Source organism: Microbacterium sp., from assembly GCF_047607225.1.
Classification (GTDB): Bacteria; Actinomycetota; Actinomycetes; order Actinomycetales; family Microbacteriaceae; genus Microbacterium.
Genome location: NZ_JASGDO010000028.1, coordinates 1 through 19,446 on the forward strand (window position 1 = coordinate 1; position 19,446 = coordinate 19,446).

Consider the following 19,446-nt stretch of genomic DNA (forward strand, 5'->3'; position numbering starts at 1 on the left):
CTTGTGGAAGCGCTGTCGCTCAACGGATAAAAGGTACCTCTGGGAAAACAGGCTGATCTTGCCCAAGAGTCCATATCGACGGCAAGGTTAGGCAACTCGATGTCGGATCTTCGCATCCACGGGCTGGAGTAGGTCCCAAGGGTTGGGCTGTTCGCCCATTAAAGCGGTACGCGAGCTGGGTTTAGAACGTCGTGAGACAGTTCGGTCCCTATCCGCTGCGCGCGTAGGAAATTTGAGAGGATCTGACCCTAGTACGAGAGGACCGGGTTGGACGAACCTCTGGTGTGCCAGTTGTTCCGCCAGGAGCACCGCTGGTTAGCTACGTTCGGGATGGATAACCGCTGAAAGCATCTAAGCGGGAAGCCGGCCTCAAGATGAGATTTCCATGCCTTCGGGCGAGAGGCTCCCAGCCAGACTACTGGGTTGATAGGCCGGATGTGGAAGCGCGGTAACGCGTGAAGCTGACCGGTACTAATAAGCCGATGACTTGATAACACACCGTTTTGGTGCTTGCGTCCACTGAGTGGTTCTCGATGTACGGTCGAGAACCGCATGACAATGACATTGTTGTGCAGACTGAAACATCAATAGTGTTTCGGCGGCCATAGCGTGAGGGAAACGCCCGGTTACATTCCGAACCCGGAAGCTAAGCCTCACAGCGCCGATGGTACTGCAGGGGGGACCCTGTGGGAGAGTAGGACACCGCCGGACTTCTTTCGTGAAATGGCCACCCAGAGTTGGGTGGCCATTTCTCGTTAACGGACTCGGGAAGGGATGCCGTGATGGCAGCAGACGACGAACGACCCCGCGGAGCGGGGAGGCCGCGCTACGCCGCGTCGAACTCTGGTTCCCGTCGTCCCCGCCCCGCGGACGACTCTGCTGGCTCCCGGCCCTCGCGCCGAGAGGGCGAGGCGGATCGCCGCGCGGGAGATCGCCGAGAGCGACCGTCGGGTGATTCCGGCACACGACGTTTCGACGAAGACCGCGCGGGCGGGCGCTCTCGTAAGCCGTCCGGTGATGGCGACCGGAAGTCGTACGGGTCTCGTGATGGTGAGCGCAAGCGGTTCGCGCCGCGGAGCGATGAGCGCTCCGCACGCCCGTCACGCGATGGCGATCGCTCGGCGCGGCCCTTCCGGGAAGGAGGGCGTGCGTCCTCCGGTGCTCACGACGGAGCTCGACGGGGCACCGATCGTCGTGGCGGTCCCGCCCGGGCCGGCGGAGAGCGCGGCGGGTTCCGTTCAACGGGTTCCACCGAACGGCGCGCGTCGCGTCCGCCTCAGGCCGACGATCGGCGCCGCGAACGCGGTCCGGAGGTACCTCCCGAGGTCACCGGGCGTGACCTCCACGGCGCCGCACGTAACGAGCTGAAGACTCTCAGCAAGGAGAACGCCGAGGAAGTCGCTCGGCATCTCACGATGGCCGCTCGGCTGATCGATGAAGACCCCGCCCTCGCTCACGAGCACGCTTTGGCCGCCTCGCGCCGCGCGGGAAGGATCGCCGTGGTGCGCGAGACGGTGGCGATCACCGCCTACGCGAATGAGGATTTCGCCCTCGCGCTGCGAGAGCTGCGAACGTATCGCCGTATCTCCGGACGCGACGACCAGATCGCGCTCATGGTCGACAGCGAACGTGGGGTGGGTCGTCCGGACCGTGCCCTGGAGGTGGGTCGCGCCGTCGACCGTGCGGCGCTGCCCGTCGATGTTCGGGTGGAGTTGGCGATCGCCATGTCCGGCGCACGACTGGATCTCGGTCAGACCGAGCGCGCGCTGCAGGAACTGGATATCCCCGAGCTCGACCCCGACAAGGCGTTCTCGTGGAGTCCGGCGCTGTTCGCGGCACGTGCCACGGTGCTCGAAGAGCTGGGGCGCGCGGAGGAAGCATCGCAATGGCGTCGCCGTGCGGAGATCGCGGCCGAGGCGCTCGGAGTGAACGAGGCAGACTTCGAGGTGCTGGAAGTCGACGAGATCGAGGAGATCGACGTTCCGGACGAGGTCGACGTCGACACGGCCAGCGAGGCGTCCGAGCCCGTCGTCGAGAGTGACGGTGGTGGCGACGACACCGCGGAGGACGGCACCGAGGGATCCCGCTGATGGCGCTGTTCTCGCGACGGTCTGTACCGACCACGCCACTGGATGAGGTCGACCTCGTGCTGGCCGATCTCGATGGGGTCGTGTATGCGGGGCCCCACGCGCTCCCGTACGCGGTGGACAGCCTCAATCTCTCCGCGCAATCCCGGCGACTGGCGTTCATCACCAACAACGCCTCGCGTCGCGATGCGGTGGTGGCCGCCCACCTTCGCGAGCTCGGATTGCACACCGACCCCGAAGACGTCGTCACGAGCCCGCAAGCGGCGGTGCGGTTGTTGCGTCAGCGCGTGCCAGCCGGCGCCCGGATCCTCGTCATCGGCGGCGACGGTCTCACCTACGAGGTGGAGAAGGCCGGCTTCGTCGTCGTCCGCAGCGCCGACGACGCGCCGGACGCCGTCGTGCAGGGCTTCGCGCCCGAGCTCGGCTGGGCCGATCTCGCCGAAGCCGCCTACGCGCTCGCCCTCCCCGAAGAGGAGGGAGGGATTCCGTGGATCGCCACGAACACCGACTGGACCATTCCCCAGGCGAGGGGGATCGCGCCGGGTAACGGCACGCTCGTCTCGGCCGTGCACACCGCGGTCGGGCGCCTGGCGACGGTCGCCGGAAAGCCGGAGACGCCGATCTTCGAGGAAGCCGTGGCCCGCTTCGGCGCTCACCGCCCGCTGTTCATCGGCGACCGGCTCGACACCGACATCGCCGGAGCCCAGGCAGCGGGGATTCGATCTGCGCTCGTCCTGACCGGCATCGATCGGCCCAAGCACGTGTTGGCCGCACCGAGCTCCTCACGGCCGGACCACATCCTCGGCGACCTGCGGGAACTGCACGAGCCGTATCCGGAAGTCACGACGATCGGTGATGTCACGACGGTCGGCCGCGCGAGAGTTCAGGTCGACGGTGCGGATGTACGGATCCTCGACGAAGGCGACCGTCCGATCGACCTCGTTCGCGCCGGCGCCGCAGCGATCTGGTCGACGGGGCGGGCGATCTACGGCTTCCGTGTTCCCGAGCGGCTCTACGCCGATCCCTTCCACCGCCCGTGAAGACGGCGCGTATCGTGGAGGCATGTCCATGGATACCGCCGGGAGCGACGAGCGCCGCGAAGACCTGCTGTCCACGCTCGAGGTGATCGAAGGGCAGCCGCTCGCCGAGAGAGCGGCCGCCTATGCCGCTCTGCACGACGAGCTCGCGCGTCGGCTGGAGTCCGGGCCTCGCGACCTGCACGCATGACGTCCCGGCTCGACGCGGCGATCGCGGCCCGCGGCCTCGCGCGCTCTCGCACGCACGCGGCGCACCTCATCGACGCGGGACTTGTCACCGTGGACGGCGTGGGTGTCGTCAAAGCCTCGGCGCGGGTGGCCGACGACGCGGAGATCGTGGTCGCCGCCTCCGACCATTACGTCAGCCGCGCCGCGCACAAGCTGATCGCGGCACTCGACGCCTTCCGCATCGACGTCGCCGATCGCTGCGCGCTGGACATGGGGGCCTCGACGGGCGGGTTCACGCAGGTGCTCCGTGAGCGCGGTGCGCGTCCCGTCCTCGCCGTCGACGTCGGACACGGTCAGCTGGCCGCCGAGATCGCCCGCGATCCGTACGTCGTCGCCGTGGAAGGCTTCAACGTGCGCCACATGACGACTCGCACACTGCACGAGGCCACGGGGATCGGCGACGCTCCCGGCGTCGTCACGGGGGACCTGTCCTTCATCTCCCTCGCTCATGTCCTCTCGCCCGTGCACGACGTCCTTGCGGAGGGAGGGGATGTCGTGCTCCTCATCAAGCCGCAGTTCGAAGTGGGGCGCACGGGAGTCCGCGAGGGGCTCGTGACCGACCCGGGGCGCCGCGCCGATGCCGTCGCCGGCGTGCTGTGGGCCGCGTGGGATGCGGGGTTTGCGACGCACGGAGTGATCCCCTCGCCCATCGTCGGCACGCACGGGAACGCGGAGTACCTCGCCCATCTGCGTGTGAGGCGCGCCGACCAGGACAGCGGCAATCCGACAGAATGGTTGAGCACCGTGAACCGACTGGCGGGAGCCTGATGACCACTCGTGAGATCCTCGTCGTCGCCCACGCGCAACGGGCGGACACCATCGCGGCCGCCGCGCGTGTCATCGGTGCCGTGACGGCTGCGGGCGCCCGCGCGGTCCTGCCGGGAGACGACGATGCGCTCATCGATGCGCTGTCGGGCGTGGGCGAGTTCGCGGTCCTCGGCCGCGATGTCACGGTGGACCAGATCGAACTGGCGATCGTCCTCGGCGGAGACGGCACGATCCTGCGCGCCGCGGAGATCGTGCGCGAGGGCAGCGCCCCCGTCCTCGGCATCAACATGGGCCACGTCGGGTTCCTCGCCGAGATCGAGGCCGACGACATCGACGATGCGATGCGGCGCGTGATCGCGCGGGACTACGACGTCGAGGAGCGGATGGCGCTCTCGGTGCGGATCAAGGACGCGGCCGGTGCCGTGATCTACGAGACGTGGGCACTGAACGAGGCCACGGTCGAGAAGGCATCCCGGGAACGGATGATGGAAGTGGTCATCGAGGTCGACGGCAGGCCGCTGTCGACCTTCGGGTGCGACGGCATGGTCGTGGCCACCCCGACCGGTTCCACCGCCTACAACTTCTCGGCGGGAGGGCCCGTGATCTGGCCCACCGTCGAAGCGATCGCGGTGGTCCCGCTCTCCGCGCACGCTCTCTTTGCCCGACCGCTCGTCGTCGGGCCCGAGGCCTCCGTGGCGATCGAGGTGCTCGAGCGCACGTACGGCACCGGGATCCTCTGGTGCGACGGACGACGCTCCCACGACCTGCCTCCGGGGGCCCGCGTCGTCGTGCGCCGTTCGCCGACGCCGGTGCGGCTGGCGCGACTGCACCCCGCCCCCTTCACTGATCGGCTCGTGCGGAAGTTCCGGCTGCCGGTGGCGGGGTGGCGCGGACCGGCGGGTGCGGTGACGGAGACGCCGTGATCGAACAGATGGTGCTGCGCGACCTCGGCGTGATCGCGCAGGCGACGCTTCCGATGGGTCCCGGGTTCACGGCGATCACGGGGGAGACCGGCGCAGGCAAGACGATGGTCGTCACCGGGCTCGGGCTTCTCCTCGGGCAGCGCGCCGACTCCGGAGCGGTGCGTTCTGGGGCCGCGCAGGCCTCGGTGGAGGGCGTCTGGATCGTGCCGGAGGACGGTGCCGTCGCCGAGCGCGTGCGCGAAGCAGGCGGCGATGTGGAGCCGGTCGGCGGGGGCGAGGCCGAGCTGTATCTGGGTCGCACCGTCTCGAGCGAGGGACGGGGGCGCGCCACGGTGGGGGGTCGCACCGCTCCCGCGGGGGTGCTCGCCGACCTCGCCGACCACTTGGTCGTCGTCCACGGCCAATCCGATCAGCTGCGGCTGCGCGGCGCAGCTGCCCAACGCGATGCGCTCGATCGTTTTGCGGGCGCGCCCGTCGCCGACGCCCTCGCGCAGTACCGCACCGAGTGGGATCACGCGCGGGCTCTTCGCGATGAGCTCGACCAGCTGGTGGCGGCGCGCGATGCCCGCGCGCGGGAGGCGGAAGAGCTGCGCGAGGCCTTGGAGGAGATCGAGCGGATCGATCCGCAACCCGGAGAGGATCGCGACGTCGCCCAGCGAGTGGAACGACTCGCGAACGCGGAGGAGCTGCGCATCGCGGCCGCCAGCGCCCATGCCGCGCTGTCGCGCGACGATGACCAACCCGACGCTGTGACGTTGATCGCGGAGGCCCGACGCGCGCTGGAGCGCGCAGCACACGCCGACGAGAGACTCGCCGCCCTCGGGGAGGCCGTCGGAGAGGTCGGATATCGCGTCGCCGATGTCGCGGGCGACCTCAGCGCCTACCTCGCCGATCTCGATGAGACCGGTCCGCACGAACTCGCCCTCCTCGAAGAACGACGCGCCGCGCTCACCGCGCTGACCAGGCGTCACGGCGACCTCGACACCGTGCTGGCACTCCGCGAGAACGGGGCTGCACGGCTCCTGGAACTCGACGATGACGGTGAACGCGTCGCGCGTCTCACCGGGGACGCCGAGGCGGCCGCCGAACGGCTCGACGCGGCTGCCGTGACTCTCACCCGCGAGCGCACGGCCGCCGGGGCCCGTCTGGCGGCCGCGGTGACCGCCGAGCTTCGCCACTTGGCGATGCCCGATGCCGTGGTCACCGTGAGCGTCGAGCCCGGGGCGGAGTCCGCCGCCGGCCGCGACGAGGTCGCACTCCTCCTCGCGCCGCATCCGGGCGCGGAGCCGCGTCCGGTCTCCCGGGGGGCGTCGGGTGGAGAGCTCAGCCGGGTGATGCTCGCGATCGAGGTCGTGATCGCGCAGACCGACCCGGTTCCGACCTTCGTCTTCGACGAGGTGGACGCAGGCATCGGCGGGGGCGCGGCGATCGAAGTCGGTCGCCGCCTCGCGCATCTGGCCCGGACGAGTCAGGTGATCGCGGTCACCCACCTCGCTCAGGTCGCCGCCTTCGCCAACAACCACCTGACGGTCGTCAAGGGCAACGACGGCTCGATCACCTCTTCCGACGTCCGCCGCATCGACGGCGCGGAGCGGGAGGCGGAGATGGCCCGGCTGTTGTCAGGCATGACGGACTCCACGGCCGCGCTCGATCACGCTCGAGAACTGCTCGCTCTCGGGAAGGAGCTGTGAGCGACACACCCTCCCGTGTGCCGTCGGAGGCCCCGCCCGGCGCCGTCGCCTGGACGCCGCGCCGGCAGACGCCGCTCTACCGGGCGCTGGCGGCCTGGCTCTTGCGCGTCGAGGCGTGGCTTCAGTCGCACGGCGGGCCCCGGCTCCGCCGGTCGCTGCGTGTCTTCTGGGTCGCGCTCGCCGCCATCGGAGTGCTGCTCCTCGTCGGCCCCGTCATCAACAAGCCGCTCTCCTTCGACGACATCGTCTCGTCGGCGGGTGAGGCGACCGACACCTGGATCGCGCGCTCGTTCGATGCCTCGTACACGCTGCAGCGGGACGAGACGGGGAGTCTCGTCGTGCACGTGGAGGAGCGCATCACCGCGCTCTTTCCCGACGATGTCGATGAGGACGGCGTCGAGCGCATCATCGCGACGCAGTACGAGGGCCACGATCTCCGCCCCGCGATCCGAGAAGTGACGTGGGACGGCGTGGCCGTGGAGCCGCGGGTGCGCCACGACGCCACCCGGATGACGATCCGCGTGGACGCGGGAGAGCGGATGCGGGGCGACCACGACCTCGTCCTTCGCTACGACCTGCACGATCTCGCCGCACCGACACAGGACGCCTCGTCGCGCGCGTGGTACGAACAGGTGCAGTGGGACGTGTTCGGGCCGGACTGGCGGCACGGGTCGGCGAAGAAGTCACTCTCGGTCACGGTGCCGCAGGAGCTCGCCGGCGCGTTCGCCCGCCAGCCGACCGCGGGCCTGTCGTGGCTTCTCCTCAGCGACTCGACGACGCTCACCCCCGACGAGACGACCGCCGAGGGGATCGTCTACCGGACCGACAACGACCAGAACATGCCCCCGTACTCGTCGTTCTGGTTCGCGCTGCGCTTCGACAGCGGCACGTTCACGATGCCGGAGCCTTCCGCCCTGTACTGGGTGCAGGTGGTGGGTCCCTTCGTTCCGCTCCTGCTGCTGGTCCTCGCGATCCCGCTCGTCATTTCCGCGCGCCGCGTCGCGTGGGCCGACGCGCGCGGGCGGCCCTGGTTCACGATGCAAGAGGCTCCGCGCGTCCGCGGGAATCCCGCGCTGGATGCGCGCCTCTGGCGGGCGTGGCGCACGAGCGCGCTCGTCGACGCCCTTGCGGCGAGAACGCGCGATCCGGCCGACGCGCGCCGCCTCCTTCGAGTGGCTCGTCGAACCGGACGGCTCGGCGACCTGCTCGGGGCGTGGCTGCACTATCGCGGCGCGCGCGCCTACCGGACCCAGTTCGCCGAGGAGCTCCGCCGGATTCCGCGCGGGTTCGTCCGTGATGGATTCCTCGGGGCCGCGCTCGCGCTCACCGCTCTGCAGTGGGGTCTCGTGCGGCAGCTGTCGTATCAAGTAGCGCTGTCGAGGTACTGGTGGCCCGGCGCGATCGTCGTGGTGTCGACCCTGCTTGCGGCCATCGTCCTGGCCGTGGCGCTGTCGGCCCGACCGCTGACTCGGTCCGGAACCCGCGCGGTCGAGCACCTCCGCGGCCAGGAGCTGTTCCTCCACCAGACCTCGGCTCGGGAACGCACGTCGCTGACAGATCCGCTCCTCCCGTACATCGTCATGTTCGCACCGGCGCGCGCCGCCGGTCGAGCGGTCGCGGGGGCACTGGAGGCGTCGGGCGTGGCGGACTCGGTGCGGGCGGATCCCCGTTTCGTCACCGGGCCGCGGCTTCTGCTGCGGACGACGGCGATCGTCGTCTTTCTCGCCGCCTGCGCGGTGTCGTTCCTCACCACCGCGTCCACCCGCCACGGCCTCGACCACTTCGAGCTGCTGCGCGATGTCGACGGCGACTACGGGGTCTACGTGTCCGACGTCGACATCTCCGCCGACATCGTGCGAGGAGGCGACGGGAGCGTCCGAATGGAGGTGACCGAGTCGATGACCGCCACCGTCGATGCGAACGTCCGCGCGATCCCGCAGGTCACCCGGATCTGGCGCGACCGGGTGGATGGTCACGACCAGGCGCTGACGGTGGAGTCGGTCGAGGTGGACGGGGCCGCGGTGCCGTTCGAGCAGAGCCGGCTCAAGGGATACGCGTTCCTGCAGAGCCGGATGCCCGACGACTGGCCGGGCGAGCACGACATCCGGGTGACGTACACGCTCGCCGATCCCGCGAGCGCGGTGAAGTCGGACGGCCGATGGCTCGATCAGATCCGCTGGACCGTGCTGTTGCCGTGGTGGGTCGAGACGTGGGAGGGCGTCGACCACGAGCCGCAGCATCTCGCGGTGTCGGTGCGGCTCCCGGCCGATCTCGCCGGGGAGCTCACGGGCGAGAACGGCTGGCTCGACGAGCTGCCACATCGTCCCCTTCGTCCGCCGACGCCCTTCGGATCGTCGGTCGAGCAGGGCGGAAAGGTCGTCATCCGTTTCGAGGCCGACCGCGCGGGCCAGTACGAGCCGGGAAACGAGTGGCCCTCGGCGTCCGCCTACGTCGGCGCGCAACTGCGGTTCCCTGCCGGAGCGCTCGGGGAGACCTCGCATCAGGAGTGGACCGTCGATTCGCTGGTGGTCGCCCTGCCGTGGATCCTCGCTCCGTCGCTCACCGTCTTCGCGGTGGGACTCAGCGGTGTCGGCATTGCCCGCAGCCGCAGGCCAGGCCGGTGGCAGGAGGGCGGAGCGTTCCGCGACGCCGTGCGATGGCTCCCGCCGTGGTTCACCGCGGCGCAGTTCCCGCTCTTCGGGTGGGCAGCCGCCGACATGTACGGCGACGAGCCTCTCTTCCCGCTCCTGCTCGTGTGCCTCGGTGTCTCCGTCGTCGCATCGGTGTGGGTGCTCGTGGTGACCCGTCCGCCACGCAGTGCCGCGGCTCGGCCCGCCGGCCGTCGGGGCTGATAGGATAAAAGCCCGTGACGGACACTTCAGGCGCGGGAAACACTTCGAACGACACCACCAAGCACATCTTCGTGACGGGCGGTGTCGTTTCTTCTTTGGGGAAGGGTCTGACCGCCGCCAGTCTGGGCAACCTGTTGACGGCGCGTGGGCTGCGCGTCGTGATGCAGAAGCTCGATCCCTACCTCAACGTCGACCCGGGAACGATGAACCCGTTCCAGCACGGTGAGGTGTTCGTCACCGACGACGGCGCGGAGACCGACCTCGACATCGGCCACTACGAGCGCTTCCTCGACATCGAGCTGAGCCAGGCCGCGAACGTCACGACGGGCCAGATCTACTCGCAGGTGATCGCTCGCGAGCGTCGCGGGGAGTACCTCGGCGACACGGTGCAGGTGATCCCTCACATCACCGACGAGATCAAGCGTCGGATGCGGTTGCAGGCGGGGGAGTCGCCCCGGCCCGACGTCATCATCACGGAGGTCGGCGGCACCGTCGGCGACATCGAGTCGCAGCCGTTCCTCGAAGCCGCCCGTCAGCTGCGCCACGAGCTCGGCCGCGACAGCGTGTTCTTCGTCCACGTCTCGCTCGTGCCGTTCATGGGAGCCTCGGGCGAGCAGAAGACCAAGCCCACCCAGCACTCCGTCGCGGCGCTGCGTCAGCTCGGTATCCAGCCCGACGCCCTCGTCCTGCGCAGCGATCGTCCGGTGAGCGAGAGCAACCGCAACAAGATCGCTCTCATGTGCGACGTCGATGTCGAGGGGGTCGTCAACACCGTCGACCTGCCCAGCATCTACGACATCCCCTCGACGCTGAACGCACAGGGACTCGACGCGTACATCACGCGGCGCCTGGGCCTTGCGGCCAAGGCGGGCGAGGTCGACTGGACCCGCTGGAACAAGGTGTTGCAGGCGGTGCACAATCCGAAGCACGAAGTGACGATCGGCCTGGTCGGCAAGTACATCGATCTTCCCGATGCGTACCTCTCGGTGACCGAGGCGCTGAAGGCCGGCGGGTTCGCGCAGGAGACCAAGGTGCAGATCACGTGGATCCCCTCGGACCTGTGCGAGACGCCGGAGGGTGCGGCCAAGGCGCTTGGCGCGGTCGACGGCATCGTCGTCCCCGGCGGCTTCGGCATCCGCGGGATCGAGGGCAAGCTCGGGGCGCTGAAGTTCGCGCGGGAACAGGGCATCCCGACGCTCGGCATCTGCCTCGGGCTCCAGTGCATGGTCATCGAGTACGCGCGGCACGTCGTCGGGCTGGAGGGAGCGTCCTCCAGCGAGTTCGACCCGGAGACCGAGTTCCCTGTCATCGCCACGATGGCCGAGCAGGTCGACATCCTCGCCGGCGGCGACCTGGGCGGCACCATGCGCCTGGGCCTCTACGAAGCGGAGCTCGCCGAGGGATCGGTCGCCGCCGAGGTCTACGGTGCCACGCGCGCCTCGGAGCGCCACCGCCACCGTTACGAGGTCAACAACCGATATCGCGAGGAGCTCGCCGCTGCGGGGCTGGTGTTCTCGGGCCTGTCGCCCGACCGGAACCTCGTGGAGTACGTGGAACTGCCGCGCGACGTGCACCCGTACTACATCGCCACGCAGGCGCATCCCGAGCTGCGGTCGCGGCCGACGGAGGCCAACCCGCTGTTCCGGGGGCTGATCGCCGCCGCCCTGGAGCGGCACCGTTCCAGCGAGCTGTTCGACGTCGAGAACGGCTGAGGGCCGCCGATGACGAGCCTGCGCGACGAACCGGTCGAGGTGGAGATCGTCACCTCCGACCTCGTGTATGAGGGGCGGGTGTGGGACGTACGCAACGACACCTTCCGCTACGGCGAGGGGGAGATCACTCGCCAGTACGTCGCGCACCCCGGCGCTGTCGCGGTCGTGGCGCTCGACGACGAGGAGCGTGTCGCTCTCATCCAGCAGTACCGCCACCCCATTCGCCATCGTGACTGGGAGATCCCGGCGGGACTCCTCGATGTCGAGGGGGAACCGCCCATCGATACGGCGCGACGGGAGCTGGCGGAGGAAGTGGATCTGGTCGCCGGCTCGATGGAGCCGCTGCTGAGCATCTACACGACCCCGGGCGGAAACGACGAGGTCGTCCACCTCTTCCTCGCCCGCGAGCTGTCGCCGGCGCCGTCCGCCCACGCGCGAGAGCAGGAAGAGGCAGACATCCGTCTGGAGTGGGTCGCGCTCGACGAGGCGATCGACGCGGTGCTTGCCGGCCGCATGCGCAACGGGATCCTGGTGGCCGGGGTGTTCGCGGCCGCAGAGCGCCTGCGGCGGGAAGAGCGCGCGGGAGGCTGACGTGCAGATGCGTCGCGCGGTGGAGACGTATCTCCGGCACGTGGCGATCGAGCGCGGGCTGTCGGATCACACGGTCGCCGCGTACCGGCGCGATCTCGCGGGATACGTCGCCTGGATGGAGGAGCGTCACGTGTCCGAGGCCGCCGAGGTGACGGCGGCGCTCGTGGCCGACTTCGTCGCCGAGCGCGCATCGGCACAGCCGCCCCCGGCGGCCACGTCGCTCGCGCGCCTGCAGTCGTCGGTGCGGGGGCTGCACCGCTTCCTCGTGCGGGAGGGACTGAGCGCGGAGGATCCGACGGCAGAGCTCCGTCCGCCCAAGATGCCGCAGCGCCTGCCCAAGGCGCTCACGATCGATCAGGTCGAAGCGCTCCTCGACGGTGCGGGGCCGGCCCCGGGCACCGACAAGGCTGTGGAGACCGGGGAGGAGGGACTCGTGCGTCTGCGCGACCGAGCCCTTCTCGAGCTGCTCTACGCGACGGGGGCCCGGGTGTCGGAGATCATCGCCCTCGACGTCGACGACCTCGCCCACGGCGACGTGCTGCGGGTGCGCGGAAAGGGCGACAAAGAACGCATCGTCCCGGTCGGCTCTTACGCCCGTGCGGCGGTCGATGCGTATCTGGCGCGGGCACGCCCCGAGCTCTCCCGTCGGGGCCGGGCCACCCCCCGGCTCTTCCTCGGCGCCCGCGGCGCGCCGCTGTCGAGGCAGAGCGCGTGGCTGATCATTCAGCAGGCGGCCGAGCGGGCGTCGCTTCGCGCCCACGTGTCGCCGCACACGCTCCGCCACTCCTTCGCCACCCACCTCCTGCAGGGCGGTGCTGACGTGCGCGTGGTGCAGGAACTCCTCGGTCACGCCTCGGTGGCGACCACCCAGATCTACACGCACGTGACGATCGATGCGCTCCGCGACGTGTATGTGACCTCCCACCCACGCGCCCGCTGAGCACATAGACACGGCGGGGTCGACGCGCGCGGCGGCGCCCATCCTCGACAATGGCAGGATGACCACCGATGTGCCCCGTGTGCCGGGCCGCGAGGACGATCGTCATCGTCCGGGCCGCGGCATCGCCGTGTTCTGGATCGTCGCCGGGGTGCTCGGGTGGGTCGTCTCGTTCCTCCTGTACCACGAGTACATCGGCCAGTTGACGGGAGGCGACGCGCTCATCAGCTGCGACATCAGCCCCATCGTCACGTGCGGTCCAAACCTCCTGGCTCCCGGCGGCAACCTCCTCGGTTTCAGCAACTCGATCATCGGCATCGTGCTGTTCACGGGCCCGATCTTCGCCGGTGTGAGCGCGCTGGCCTCGCGCGCGGGGATGCAGAAGTGGTACTGGCGCACGTACGCCGTCTTCGTGGCCGGGGCGTTCGTCTTCGTGCACGTCCTCGCGTACCGGAGCGTGTTCGAGTACGGATCGCTGTGCCCCTGGTGCATGGTGATCTGGCTCGTCACGATCCCGCTCTTCTGGACCGTCGCCGGGTGGACGCTGCGCGCCGGGGTGTGGGGGAGCGCCGGCGGAGGCGCGGGGCGGATCATCCTCTCCTGGCTGCCGCTCATCGTCATCGTCGACTATCTCGTCATCGCCGTCGCCGCCCAGCTGCGCCTCGACGTCATCGGCAGCCTCTGACGCGCGGGGTGCCGCGCAGGTCGCTGGCTCCCGAGTCGGCCCGATCCGGCACGCCCTTATTCCCGGCGAGCGGCCGCCGCGCCACCGGATCGTGACGCGGACAATGGGGCCATGGCCGCCACCGACCCCCTGCGCGTGCTTCTCCGTCGTCGCCGGGGCGAGGCCGCCGCAGCGATGGGGCGTGGTTCGTTCGACTACCTGTCCGACGATGAGATCTACCTCGACTCGGCGTGTCAGACGCTGCGTCCGCAGCCCGTGATCGATGCGCTGACGTCGTACTTCATGACCCACAACGCGTGCGGCGATCGCGTGAAGTACGCGTGGGGCAAGCGCGTGGAGGAGGGGGTCGCCGCAACGCGGCAGCGGGTGCTCACGACCCTCGGCCTGTCGGCCCGGCGCTACACGTGCTCGTTCACGCTCAACACCACCTACGGCCTCAACCTGCTGCTGCAGCAGCTCCCCGCCGGCCGCTTCGCCCGCGTCGTGACGACGCACACCGAGCACAACGCCGTCCACCTGTCGACCATCACAGCGGCCCGACGGCTGGGCATTCCGCGGGTGCTGGCGGAACGCGGACTCGACGGCTCCGTGCTCGTCGCCGATGCCGACCTGGCAGACGCGGTCGTCGTGGTCTCGGCGATGGACAACGTAGTGGGTCAGGTCACGGGGCACCTCGACGACCTCATCACCGATGCCCATCGTCGCGGCGCGATCGTCATCCTCGACGCGGCACAGGCGGCCCCGCACGCCCTCACGCGCCTGCGGGGTCTCGGCGCCGATGCGATCTGCTTCTCCGCCCACAAGATGTACGGGCCGGCGCTCGGTGTCGTGGTGGCCACCGACGACCTGCTCGCCTCGCTCGAGGTGGTCTTCATCGGCGGCGGTCAGGTCTCCGCGGCGCGTGAAGATGACTTCGACCTCCTTCCCGACCTCCACACGCGGCTCGAGCCGGGCCTGCAGGCGTGGGGGGAGATCCTCGCGTTCGGTGCCGCACTGGAATGGCTGCGTCCTCGCCTCGCCGAGATCGAGGAAACGGAGGCCCGCTTCGCCGAGCGCCTCTTCGACGGGCTCTCCGCCCTTCCCCACCTGCGCGTGCTGAACGCCGGCGCCTCTCCCGTGATCTCCGCCGTGCCCGAGCGCGTGGATGCGCATCGGCTCGCCGTCTTCCTCTCCCGGGCGGGGATCATGGTGCGCAGCGGCCACTTCTGCGCCCACCACTGGCTGGCGGAACGTCTGTCGCTGGAGCCCCTCGTCCGGTTCAGCGTCGGCGCGCACAACACCGACCACGACGTGGAGCGGGCGCTGGAGGTCATGACCGGGATGATGCGGGGGCTGTGACGTGCTGTGCATCGTTGCCTTCGCCGTGGTGCTGGTGCTCTCGGCCGTCTCTGCGAAGTACCGCAAGCTCCTGGGCCGGGCATGGGGATGTGTCTGGCGGAAGGCCACCTTCCGCCCGTGCGACTCGAGCTTCCGCGACGATGTGAAGAGCTCGCTGCTCGCGCCGCTGGCGGTCCGTGCCCCCGGCCTGGTGCGCCCGGCGAGCATCGCGATCGAGGTGGTCGCGTGGCTGATGGTGCTCTCGTTCGTCGTGAGCCTCTACATCGTGGGGCGGAGCGGCCTCAACCTCTACGTCTACGGCACGTGCGACAAGCAGGACGGTCAGTCCTGCTCGCTCGCTGCCGAGATGTGCTCGATCGACACCGGCCCCATCGGGTTCTGGGAGTCGATCGGTCAGGGCGACGTGCTCGGTGCGTTCGGCAACGAGTTCGCCTCTCTCGGAGAGACGATCGCGGCGGTGCCCAGCCGCCTGCGGGCGTGGGACGCGACGGAGTTCGCCGCGGCAGACGCCAGCTACCTGGGCGGATTCACCGCGGGACGGCCGGTCGCGTTGGAGATCCTGGATCCCGGCTGCCGGTTCTGCGCGCAGCTGTTCCGCAACATGGTCGAGTCCGGGTTCGATCGCACCCACAACGTCACCTACCTCGTCTATCCGATCTCCTCCGACGGGACCCCGCGGTTTGCGAACTCGCCGCTCGTGGCGAACTACCTCACGGCGATCCGCGCGTTCGATGCCGCCGCAGGCAGCCCGCGGGGCGGGGACTGGTTCGTGCTGGAGAAGCTGTTCACGCAGGAGAACGCCGATGGCCTGGAGTGGCAGGTGTGGATGAACAACGCGTCCGCGGCCGACGCCGAGGCACAGCTGCAGGCGTGGCTGACGGAGGCGGGCTACGACGACACCGCTGTGGCCCGGGTCGCCGAGCTCACCACCTCCGACACCGTCGCGGCGACGCTCGCGCACACGCGCGAGGTGGTCGAGAACGACGTGCAGACCCGCGCGATCCCGTCTCTCATCACCGACGGGCGGCTGCACTCCGGCCTCGTCGACGTGGCGACCCTCCGCGACGCCGGCTGAGCGGCGCTTCAGACGCGGCGTCGCGCGACGATCGCGCGGGCGAGCCACACGAACCAGGAGCTCGCCGCCACGAGTACGGCGGTGCTGACGATCGCCCACACCGGGCGACCGGAGAGGACGTACAGGGCCGCCAGGGGAAGGCCGATCGCGACGGCGGCGATCCGGATCCAGAGCGTGATCACCGCGGCGAGGTCGCGCAGTCGCGACGCGTGCCCGTGCGCTGGAGCCGAGGAGAGGCCGGTGCCCGTATCGATCATCTGCTGCCTCCTTCACCCACCGGCGCGGCGGCGATCCGGCACGCACCTGTCCGTCGTGAGTTGCTCAGTCTTCGCATGCTATCGCGCCGTTCCTCCTCGATGCCGGGCGGTGCGCCACGCCTCCCGGTGATCCGGCCGCGCTGTGCGAGAATCGAGGGTACGCAACAGAGATCAGGAGTGTCGGTGGCGGAGAAGACGCGGGAAGCCAAGAAGGCCTCCACGGACGAGACCCCGATGGGGCCGACCGGTCGTCCCTACCACGGCTTTCCGACCCCGCCGCCGCTCGACGGTCACGGACCGGCGCGGATCATCTCGCTGTGCAACCAGAAGGGCGGCGTCGGCAAGACGACCACCACGATCAACCTGGCTGCCTCCCTCGCGCAGTACGGCCGTCGCGTGCTCGCGGTCGACTTCGACCCGCAGGGCGCGTTGTCGGCGGGGCTCGGGCTCCAGACCCACGACGTCCCCACCATCTACGACCTGCTGTTGGACACCAAGCGCGATCCGCACGAGGTGATCGTCTCCACCTCGGTCGACGGTCTCGACGTCATCCCCGCGAACATCGATCTCTCCGCCGCCGAAGTGCACCTCGTCAACGAGGTCGCCCGCGAGACGATCCTCTCGCGCGTGCTCCGCAAGGTCGCCGGCGAGTACGACGTCATCCTCGTCGACTGCCAGCCCTCGCTCGGCCTCCTGACCGTCAACGCGCTCACCGCCAGTCACGGCGTGCTGATCCCGCTCGAGTGCGAGTTCTTCGCCCTCCGCGGCGTCGCCCTGCTCATCGAGACGATCGACAAGGTGCGCGACCGGTTGAACCCGTCGATCACGCTCGACGGTGTGCTGGCCACGATGTACGACCCGCGCACCCTCCACTCCCGCGAGGTGCTGGAACGCGTCGTCGAGGCGTTCGGCGACGACGTGCTGGAGACCGTGATCGGCCGCACGGTGAAGTTCCCCGACGCGTCGGTGTCGGGTGTGCCGATCACGAAGTTCGCGCCCGAGCATGCCGCCGCGCAGGCCTACCTGCGACTGGCGCGGGAGCTGGTCGCCCGTGGCGCCGTCGCCTGAGGACGCACCGGAGCACGACGCGCCCGAGGAAGAGACCGCCGCGGGATTCCGCGTGTCCCTCTCCAACTTCGACGGGCCGTTCGACCTCCTCCTCTCGCTCATCTCGCAGCACGAGCTCGACATCACCGAGGTCTCGTTGAGCAAGGTGACCGATGAGTTCATCTCCTATCTGAAGGGGCTCGAAGACGCGGAGGAGCTGGAGCAGGCGTCCGAGTTCCTCGTGGTGGCCGCTACCCTCCTCGACATGAAGGTGGCGGGCCTGCTGCCCCAGGGCGAGCTGGTCGACGCGGAGTCGGTGGCCCTGCTGGAGGCGCGGGACCTCTTGTTCGCCCGTCTGCTGCAGTACCGGGCGTTCAAGGAGGTGTCGGCGTGGTTCGCGCGGTGCATGCAGCGCGAGGATCGCCGGCACGTGCGCGCCGTGCGCCTCGACGAGAAGTACCGCCGCGCCGTTCCGGAACTCATCTGGACGCTCTCGAAAGAGGACTTCGCCGCGATCGCGACGCTCGCCTTCACGCCGAAGGAGATTCCGCACGTCGGGCTCGATCACCTCCACGCCCCGCTCGTGTCGATCCGCGAGCAGGCGGCGGTCGTCGTGACGCTGCTGCGGGGAGCGGGGCAGCTCAACTTCCGCGAGCTGATCGCCGGAGTCGACCAGACCGGCGTCGTGGTCGCGCGGTTCCTCGCGGTGCTGGAGCTGTACCGTCATGCCGCGCTGTCGTTCGAGCAGCTGGAACCCCTCGGAGAGCTGACGCTGCGCTGGACCGCCGAACGGTGGTCGGAAGAGAACCTCGCCACACTGGGAGCCGACTATGACCGATGAGCCGATCGACGCCGACACCGGGGAGGACGTGCCGCTGCGTTCCCAGGCGCCCGCCGACGTGACGGAGCGTATCGAGGCGATCCTCCTCGTCGTCGACGAGCCGCAGAGTCTCGTGGCGCTCGCCGCCGCCGTGGGCTCTCCCGTCCCCGCCGTGCGCCAGGCCGTCGAGCGGCTCGTCGACGATTACGACGGTAAGGCCGGCGGCCCGCGTCGCGGGTTCGAGCTCCGCGAGGTCGGCGGCGGGTGGCGACTGTACGTGCGCGAGGAGCACGACGATCTGGTCAGTGAGTTCGTCAACGCGCAGGCCCCCACGCGCCTCTCGCAAGCGGCGCTGGAGACGCTTGCCGTGATCGCGTACAAGCAGCCCGTCACGCGCAGCCAGGTCGCCTCGATCCGCGCCGTCAACGTCGACTCCGTCGTGCGGACGCTCGTGGCCCGCGGCCTCATCACCGAGCTCTACACCGACCCCGAGACCGGCGCGATCAACTACGGCACGACCGACGCGTTGCTCGTGAACCTCGGCATCAACTCGATCGACGAGTTGCCCCATATCTCGCCGCTCCTCGACGACGGCGCCGAAGGATTCGAGAGCGAGGCGCTGCGATGACAGACGGAACCGACGCCGAGGGCGTGCGGCTGCAGAAGGTCCTGGCCAACGCCGGGGTGGCCTCGCGTCGCGTGTGCGAGCAGTACATCGTGGAGGGACGGGTACGCGTCAACGGACGCGTGGTGACCGAGCTCGGCACCCGGATCGATCCGGCCGTCGACCTCGTCGACGTCGACGGCACGGCGGTGCAGCTGGACTCCACCAAGCGCTACGTGCTCCTCAACAAGCCGACCGGAGTCGTGTCGTCGATGAAGGACGAGAAGGGACGCCCCGACCTGCGGCGGTTCACGAAGGAGTGGCCCGAGCGCCTCTACAACGTCGGCCGCCTGGACGCCGAGACGAGCGGGCTGCTCGTCCTCACGAACGACGGCGATCTCGCCCACGTGCTCGCCCACCCCTCGTTCGGGGTGACGAAGGTGTACATCGCCAAGGTCACCGGCCGGGTGTCGCCGCAGACGATCGCCGCCCTCACCCGCGGCGTCGACCTGGAAGACGGGCCGATCGCCGCCGACAAGGCGCGCCTCCTCGATGTCAGCGGCGGCACGAGCCTCGTGGAGCTCACCCTCCACTCGGGGCGCAACCGCATCGTCCGTCGCATGATGGCGGCCGTCGGGCATCCCGTCGTCGAGCTCGTGCGTCGCCAGTTCGGCCCGCTCCACCTGGGAACCCTCCCCGCGGGGCGGGCCCGGGAGTTGACTACAGTAGAACGCGGCGCGCTGCTCACTCTCGCGCGCGAGGCGGCCCCGCCGCCGGCATCCTGAAGCGACCCC

At 69.7% G+C, this 19,446-nt stretch carries 18 protein-coding genes and 2 rRNA genes; 19 read left to right on the plus strand and 1 reads right to left on the minus strand.

Features of this window, described 5'->3' with window-relative positions; all coding sequences use genetic code 11:
- From QM591_RS04580 to QM591_RS04650, 15 genes are all read left to right on the plus strand, one after another.
- A 23S ribosomal RNA gene (locus QM591_RS04580) occupies nt 1-495 on the plus strand; the annotation flags it as partial.
- 99 nt (nt 496-594) lie between these two features.
- Nucleotides 595-711 (plus strand): 5S ribosomal RNA (gene rrf / locus QM591_RS04585).
- 704 nt (nt 712-1,415) lie between these two features.
- Nucleotides 1,416-2,090, plus strand: a complete 675-nt coding sequence (locus QM591_RS04590; RefSeq protein ID WP_415130068.1) for a hypothetical protein — start codon at nt 1,416-1,418, stop codon at nt 2,088-2,090.
- Entirely contained in the window at nt 2,090-3,127 is a 1,038-nt protein-coding gene (locus tag QM591_RS04595) for an HAD-IIA family hydrolase (RefSeq protein ID WP_415130070.1), read from the plus strand. Before QM591_RS04590 ends, QM591_RS04595 begins: the two co-directional genes overlap by 1 nt.
- Before the next feature lie 22 nt (nt 3,128-3,149).
- Entirely contained in the window at nt 3,150-3,314 is a 165-nt protein-coding gene (locus QM591_RS04600; RefSeq protein WP_157532432.1) for a hypothetical protein, read from the plus strand.
- A complete protein-coding gene (locus tag QM591_RS04605; RefSeq protein ID WP_415130072.1) occupies nt 3,311-4,120 on the plus strand; it encodes a TlyA family RNA methyltransferase in 810 nt (269 codons plus the stop codon). Before QM591_RS04600 ends, QM591_RS04605 begins: the two co-directional genes overlap by 4 nt.
- Entirely contained in the window at nt 4,120-5,043 is a 924-nt protein-coding gene (locus tag QM591_RS04610) for an NAD kinase (RefSeq protein ID WP_415130074.1), read from the plus strand. Before QM591_RS04605 ends, QM591_RS04610 begins: the two co-directional genes overlap by 1 nt.
- On the plus strand, nt 5,040-6,734 hold the full coding sequence (gene recN / locus QM591_RS04615; RefSeq protein ID WP_415130076.1) for a DNA repair protein RecN: 1,695 nt from the start codon (nt 5,040-5,042) through the stop codon (nt 6,732-6,734). Before QM591_RS04610 ends, recN begins: the two co-directional genes overlap by 4 nt.
- Entirely contained in the window at nt 6,731-9,586 is a 2,856-nt protein-coding gene (locus QM591_RS04620) for a DUF2207 domain-containing protein (protein ID WP_415130078.1), read from the plus strand. Before recN ends, QM591_RS04620 begins: the two co-directional genes overlap by 4 nt.
- Before the next feature lie 14 nt (nt 9,587-9,600).
- Nucleotides 9,601-11,298 carry a CTP synthase gene (locus QM591_RS04625; protein WP_415130080.1) on the plus strand — a complete coding sequence of 566 codons (1,698 nt, stop codon included), beginning with the start codon at nt 9,601-9,603 and terminating at the stop codon, nt 11,296-11,298.
- A 9-nt stretch (nt 11,299-11,307) separates the two neighbouring features.
- Nucleotides 11,308-11,889, plus strand: coding sequence for an NUDIX domain-containing protein (locus QM591_RS04630; RefSeq protein WP_415130082.1), 582 nt, complete (start codon nt 11,308-11,310; stop codon nt 11,887-11,889).
- 1 nt (nt 11,890) lies between these two features.
- Entirely contained in the window at nt 11,891-12,829 is a 939-nt protein-coding gene (xerD, locus tag QM591_RS04635; protein WP_415130084.1) for a site-specific tyrosine recombinase XerD, read from the plus strand.
- A gap of 58 nt (nt 12,830-12,887) precedes the next feature.
- Nucleotides 12,888-13,511 carry a vitamin K epoxide reductase family protein gene (locus QM591_RS04640; protein WP_415130086.1) on the plus strand — a complete coding sequence of 208 codons (624 nt, stop codon included), beginning with the start codon at nt 12,888-12,890 and terminating at the stop codon, nt 13,509-13,511.
- A 111-nt stretch (nt 13,512-13,622) separates the two neighbouring features.
- The gene (locus tag QM591_RS04645; RefSeq protein WP_415130088.1) at nt 13,623-14,849 is read left to right on the plus strand and encodes an aminotransferase class V-fold PLP-dependent enzyme; all 1,227 of its coding nucleotides are present in this window, start codon (nt 13,623-13,625) and stop codon (nt 14,847-14,849) included.
- A gap of 1 nt (nt 14,850) precedes the next feature.
- The gene (locus QM591_RS04650) at nt 14,851-15,924 is read left to right on the plus strand and encodes a hypothetical protein (protein ID WP_415130090.1); all 1,074 of its coding nucleotides are present in this window, start codon (nt 14,851-14,853) and stop codon (nt 15,922-15,924) included.
- Between the two features lie 8 nt (nt 15,925-15,932).
- Here QM591_RS04650 and QM591_RS04655 read toward each other — a convergent pair whose 3' ends face one another.
- Entirely contained in the window at nt 15,933-16,181 is a 249-nt protein-coding gene (locus QM591_RS04655) for a hypothetical protein (RefSeq protein ID WP_415130092.1), read from the minus strand.
- Nucleotides 16,182-16,415: 234 nt separating this feature from the next.
- Here QM591_RS04655 and QM591_RS04660 point away from each other — a divergent pair, with 234 nt between their 5' ends.
- From QM591_RS04660 to QM591_RS04675, 4 genes are read left to right on the plus strand one after another with little or no spacing between them, the layout of a single operon-like run.
- The gene (locus QM591_RS04660) at nt 16,416-17,249 is read left to right on the plus strand and encodes a ParA family protein (RefSeq protein WP_415130221.1); all 834 of its coding nucleotides are present in this window, start codon (nt 16,416-16,418) and stop codon (nt 17,247-17,249) included.
- Nucleotides 17,233-18,069, plus strand: a complete 837-nt coding sequence (locus QM591_RS04665) for a segregation and condensation protein A (protein WP_415130094.1) — start codon at nt 17,233-17,235, stop codon at nt 18,067-18,069. Before QM591_RS04660 ends, QM591_RS04665 begins: the two co-directional genes overlap by 17 nt.
- A complete protein-coding gene (gene scpB, locus QM591_RS04670; RefSeq protein WP_415130096.1) occupies nt 18,059-18,676 on the plus strand; it encodes an SMC-Scp complex subunit ScpB in 618 nt (205 codons plus the stop codon). The genes QM591_RS04665 and scpB overlap by 11 nt, the downstream gene beginning before the upstream one ends.
- Entirely contained in the window at nt 18,673-19,437 is a 765-nt protein-coding gene (locus tag QM591_RS04675) for a pseudouridine synthase (RefSeq protein ID WP_415130098.1), read from the plus strand. The genes scpB and QM591_RS04675 overlap by 4 nt, the downstream gene beginning before the upstream one ends.
- Nucleotides 19,438-19,446 lie beyond the last annotated feature (9 nt).

Excerpts from the sequence above, each read along its gene's own strand:
- QM591_RS04590 (WP_415130068.1), top strand. The coding sequence starts at position 1,416 with ATGGCCGCTCGGCTGATCGATGAAGACCCCGCCCTCGCTCACGAGCAC.
- QM591_RS04595 (WP_415130070.1), top strand. The coding sequence starts at position 2,090 with ATGGCGCTGTTCTCGCGACGGTCTGTACCGACCACGCCACTGGATGAG.
- QM591_RS04600 (WP_157532432.1), top strand. The coding sequence starts at position 3,150 with ATGTCCATGGATACCGCCGGGAGCGACGAGCGCCGCGAAGACCTGCTG.
- QM591_RS04605 (WP_415130072.1), top strand. The coding sequence starts at position 3,311 with ATGACGTCCCGGCTCGACGCGGCGATCGCGGCCCGCGGCCTCGCGCGC.
- QM591_RS04610 (WP_415130074.1), top strand. The coding sequence starts at position 4,120 with ATGACCACTCGTGAGATCCTCGTCGTCGCCCACGCGCAACGGGCGGAC.
- QM591_RS04630 (WP_415130082.1), top strand. The coding sequence starts at position 11,308 with ATGACGAGCCTGCGCGACGAACCGGTCGAGGTGGAGATCGTCACCTCC.
- QM591_RS04640 (WP_415130086.1), top strand. The coding sequence starts at position 12,888 with ATGACCACCGATGTGCCCCGTGTGCCGGGCCGCGAGGACGATCGTCAT.
- QM591_RS04645 (WP_415130088.1), top strand. The coding sequence starts at position 13,623 with ATGGCCGCCACCGACCCCCTGCGCGTGCTTCTCCGTCGTCGCCGGGGC.
- QM591_RS04655 (WP_415130092.1), bottom strand. The coding sequence starts at position 16,181 with ATGATCGATACGGGCACCGGCCTCTCCTCGGCTCCAGCGCACGGGCAC.
- QM591_RS04660 (WP_415130221.1), top strand. The coding sequence starts at position 16,416 with ATGGGGCCGACCGGTCGTCCCTACCACGGCTTTCCGACCCCGCCGCCG.
- scpB (WP_415130096.1), top strand. The coding sequence starts at position 18,059 with ATGACCGATGAGCCGATCGACGCCGACACCGGGGAGGACGTGCCGCTG.
- QM591_RS04675 (WP_415130098.1), top strand. The coding sequence starts at position 18,673 with ATGACAGACGGAACCGACGCCGAGGGCGTGCGGCTGCAGAAGGTCCTG.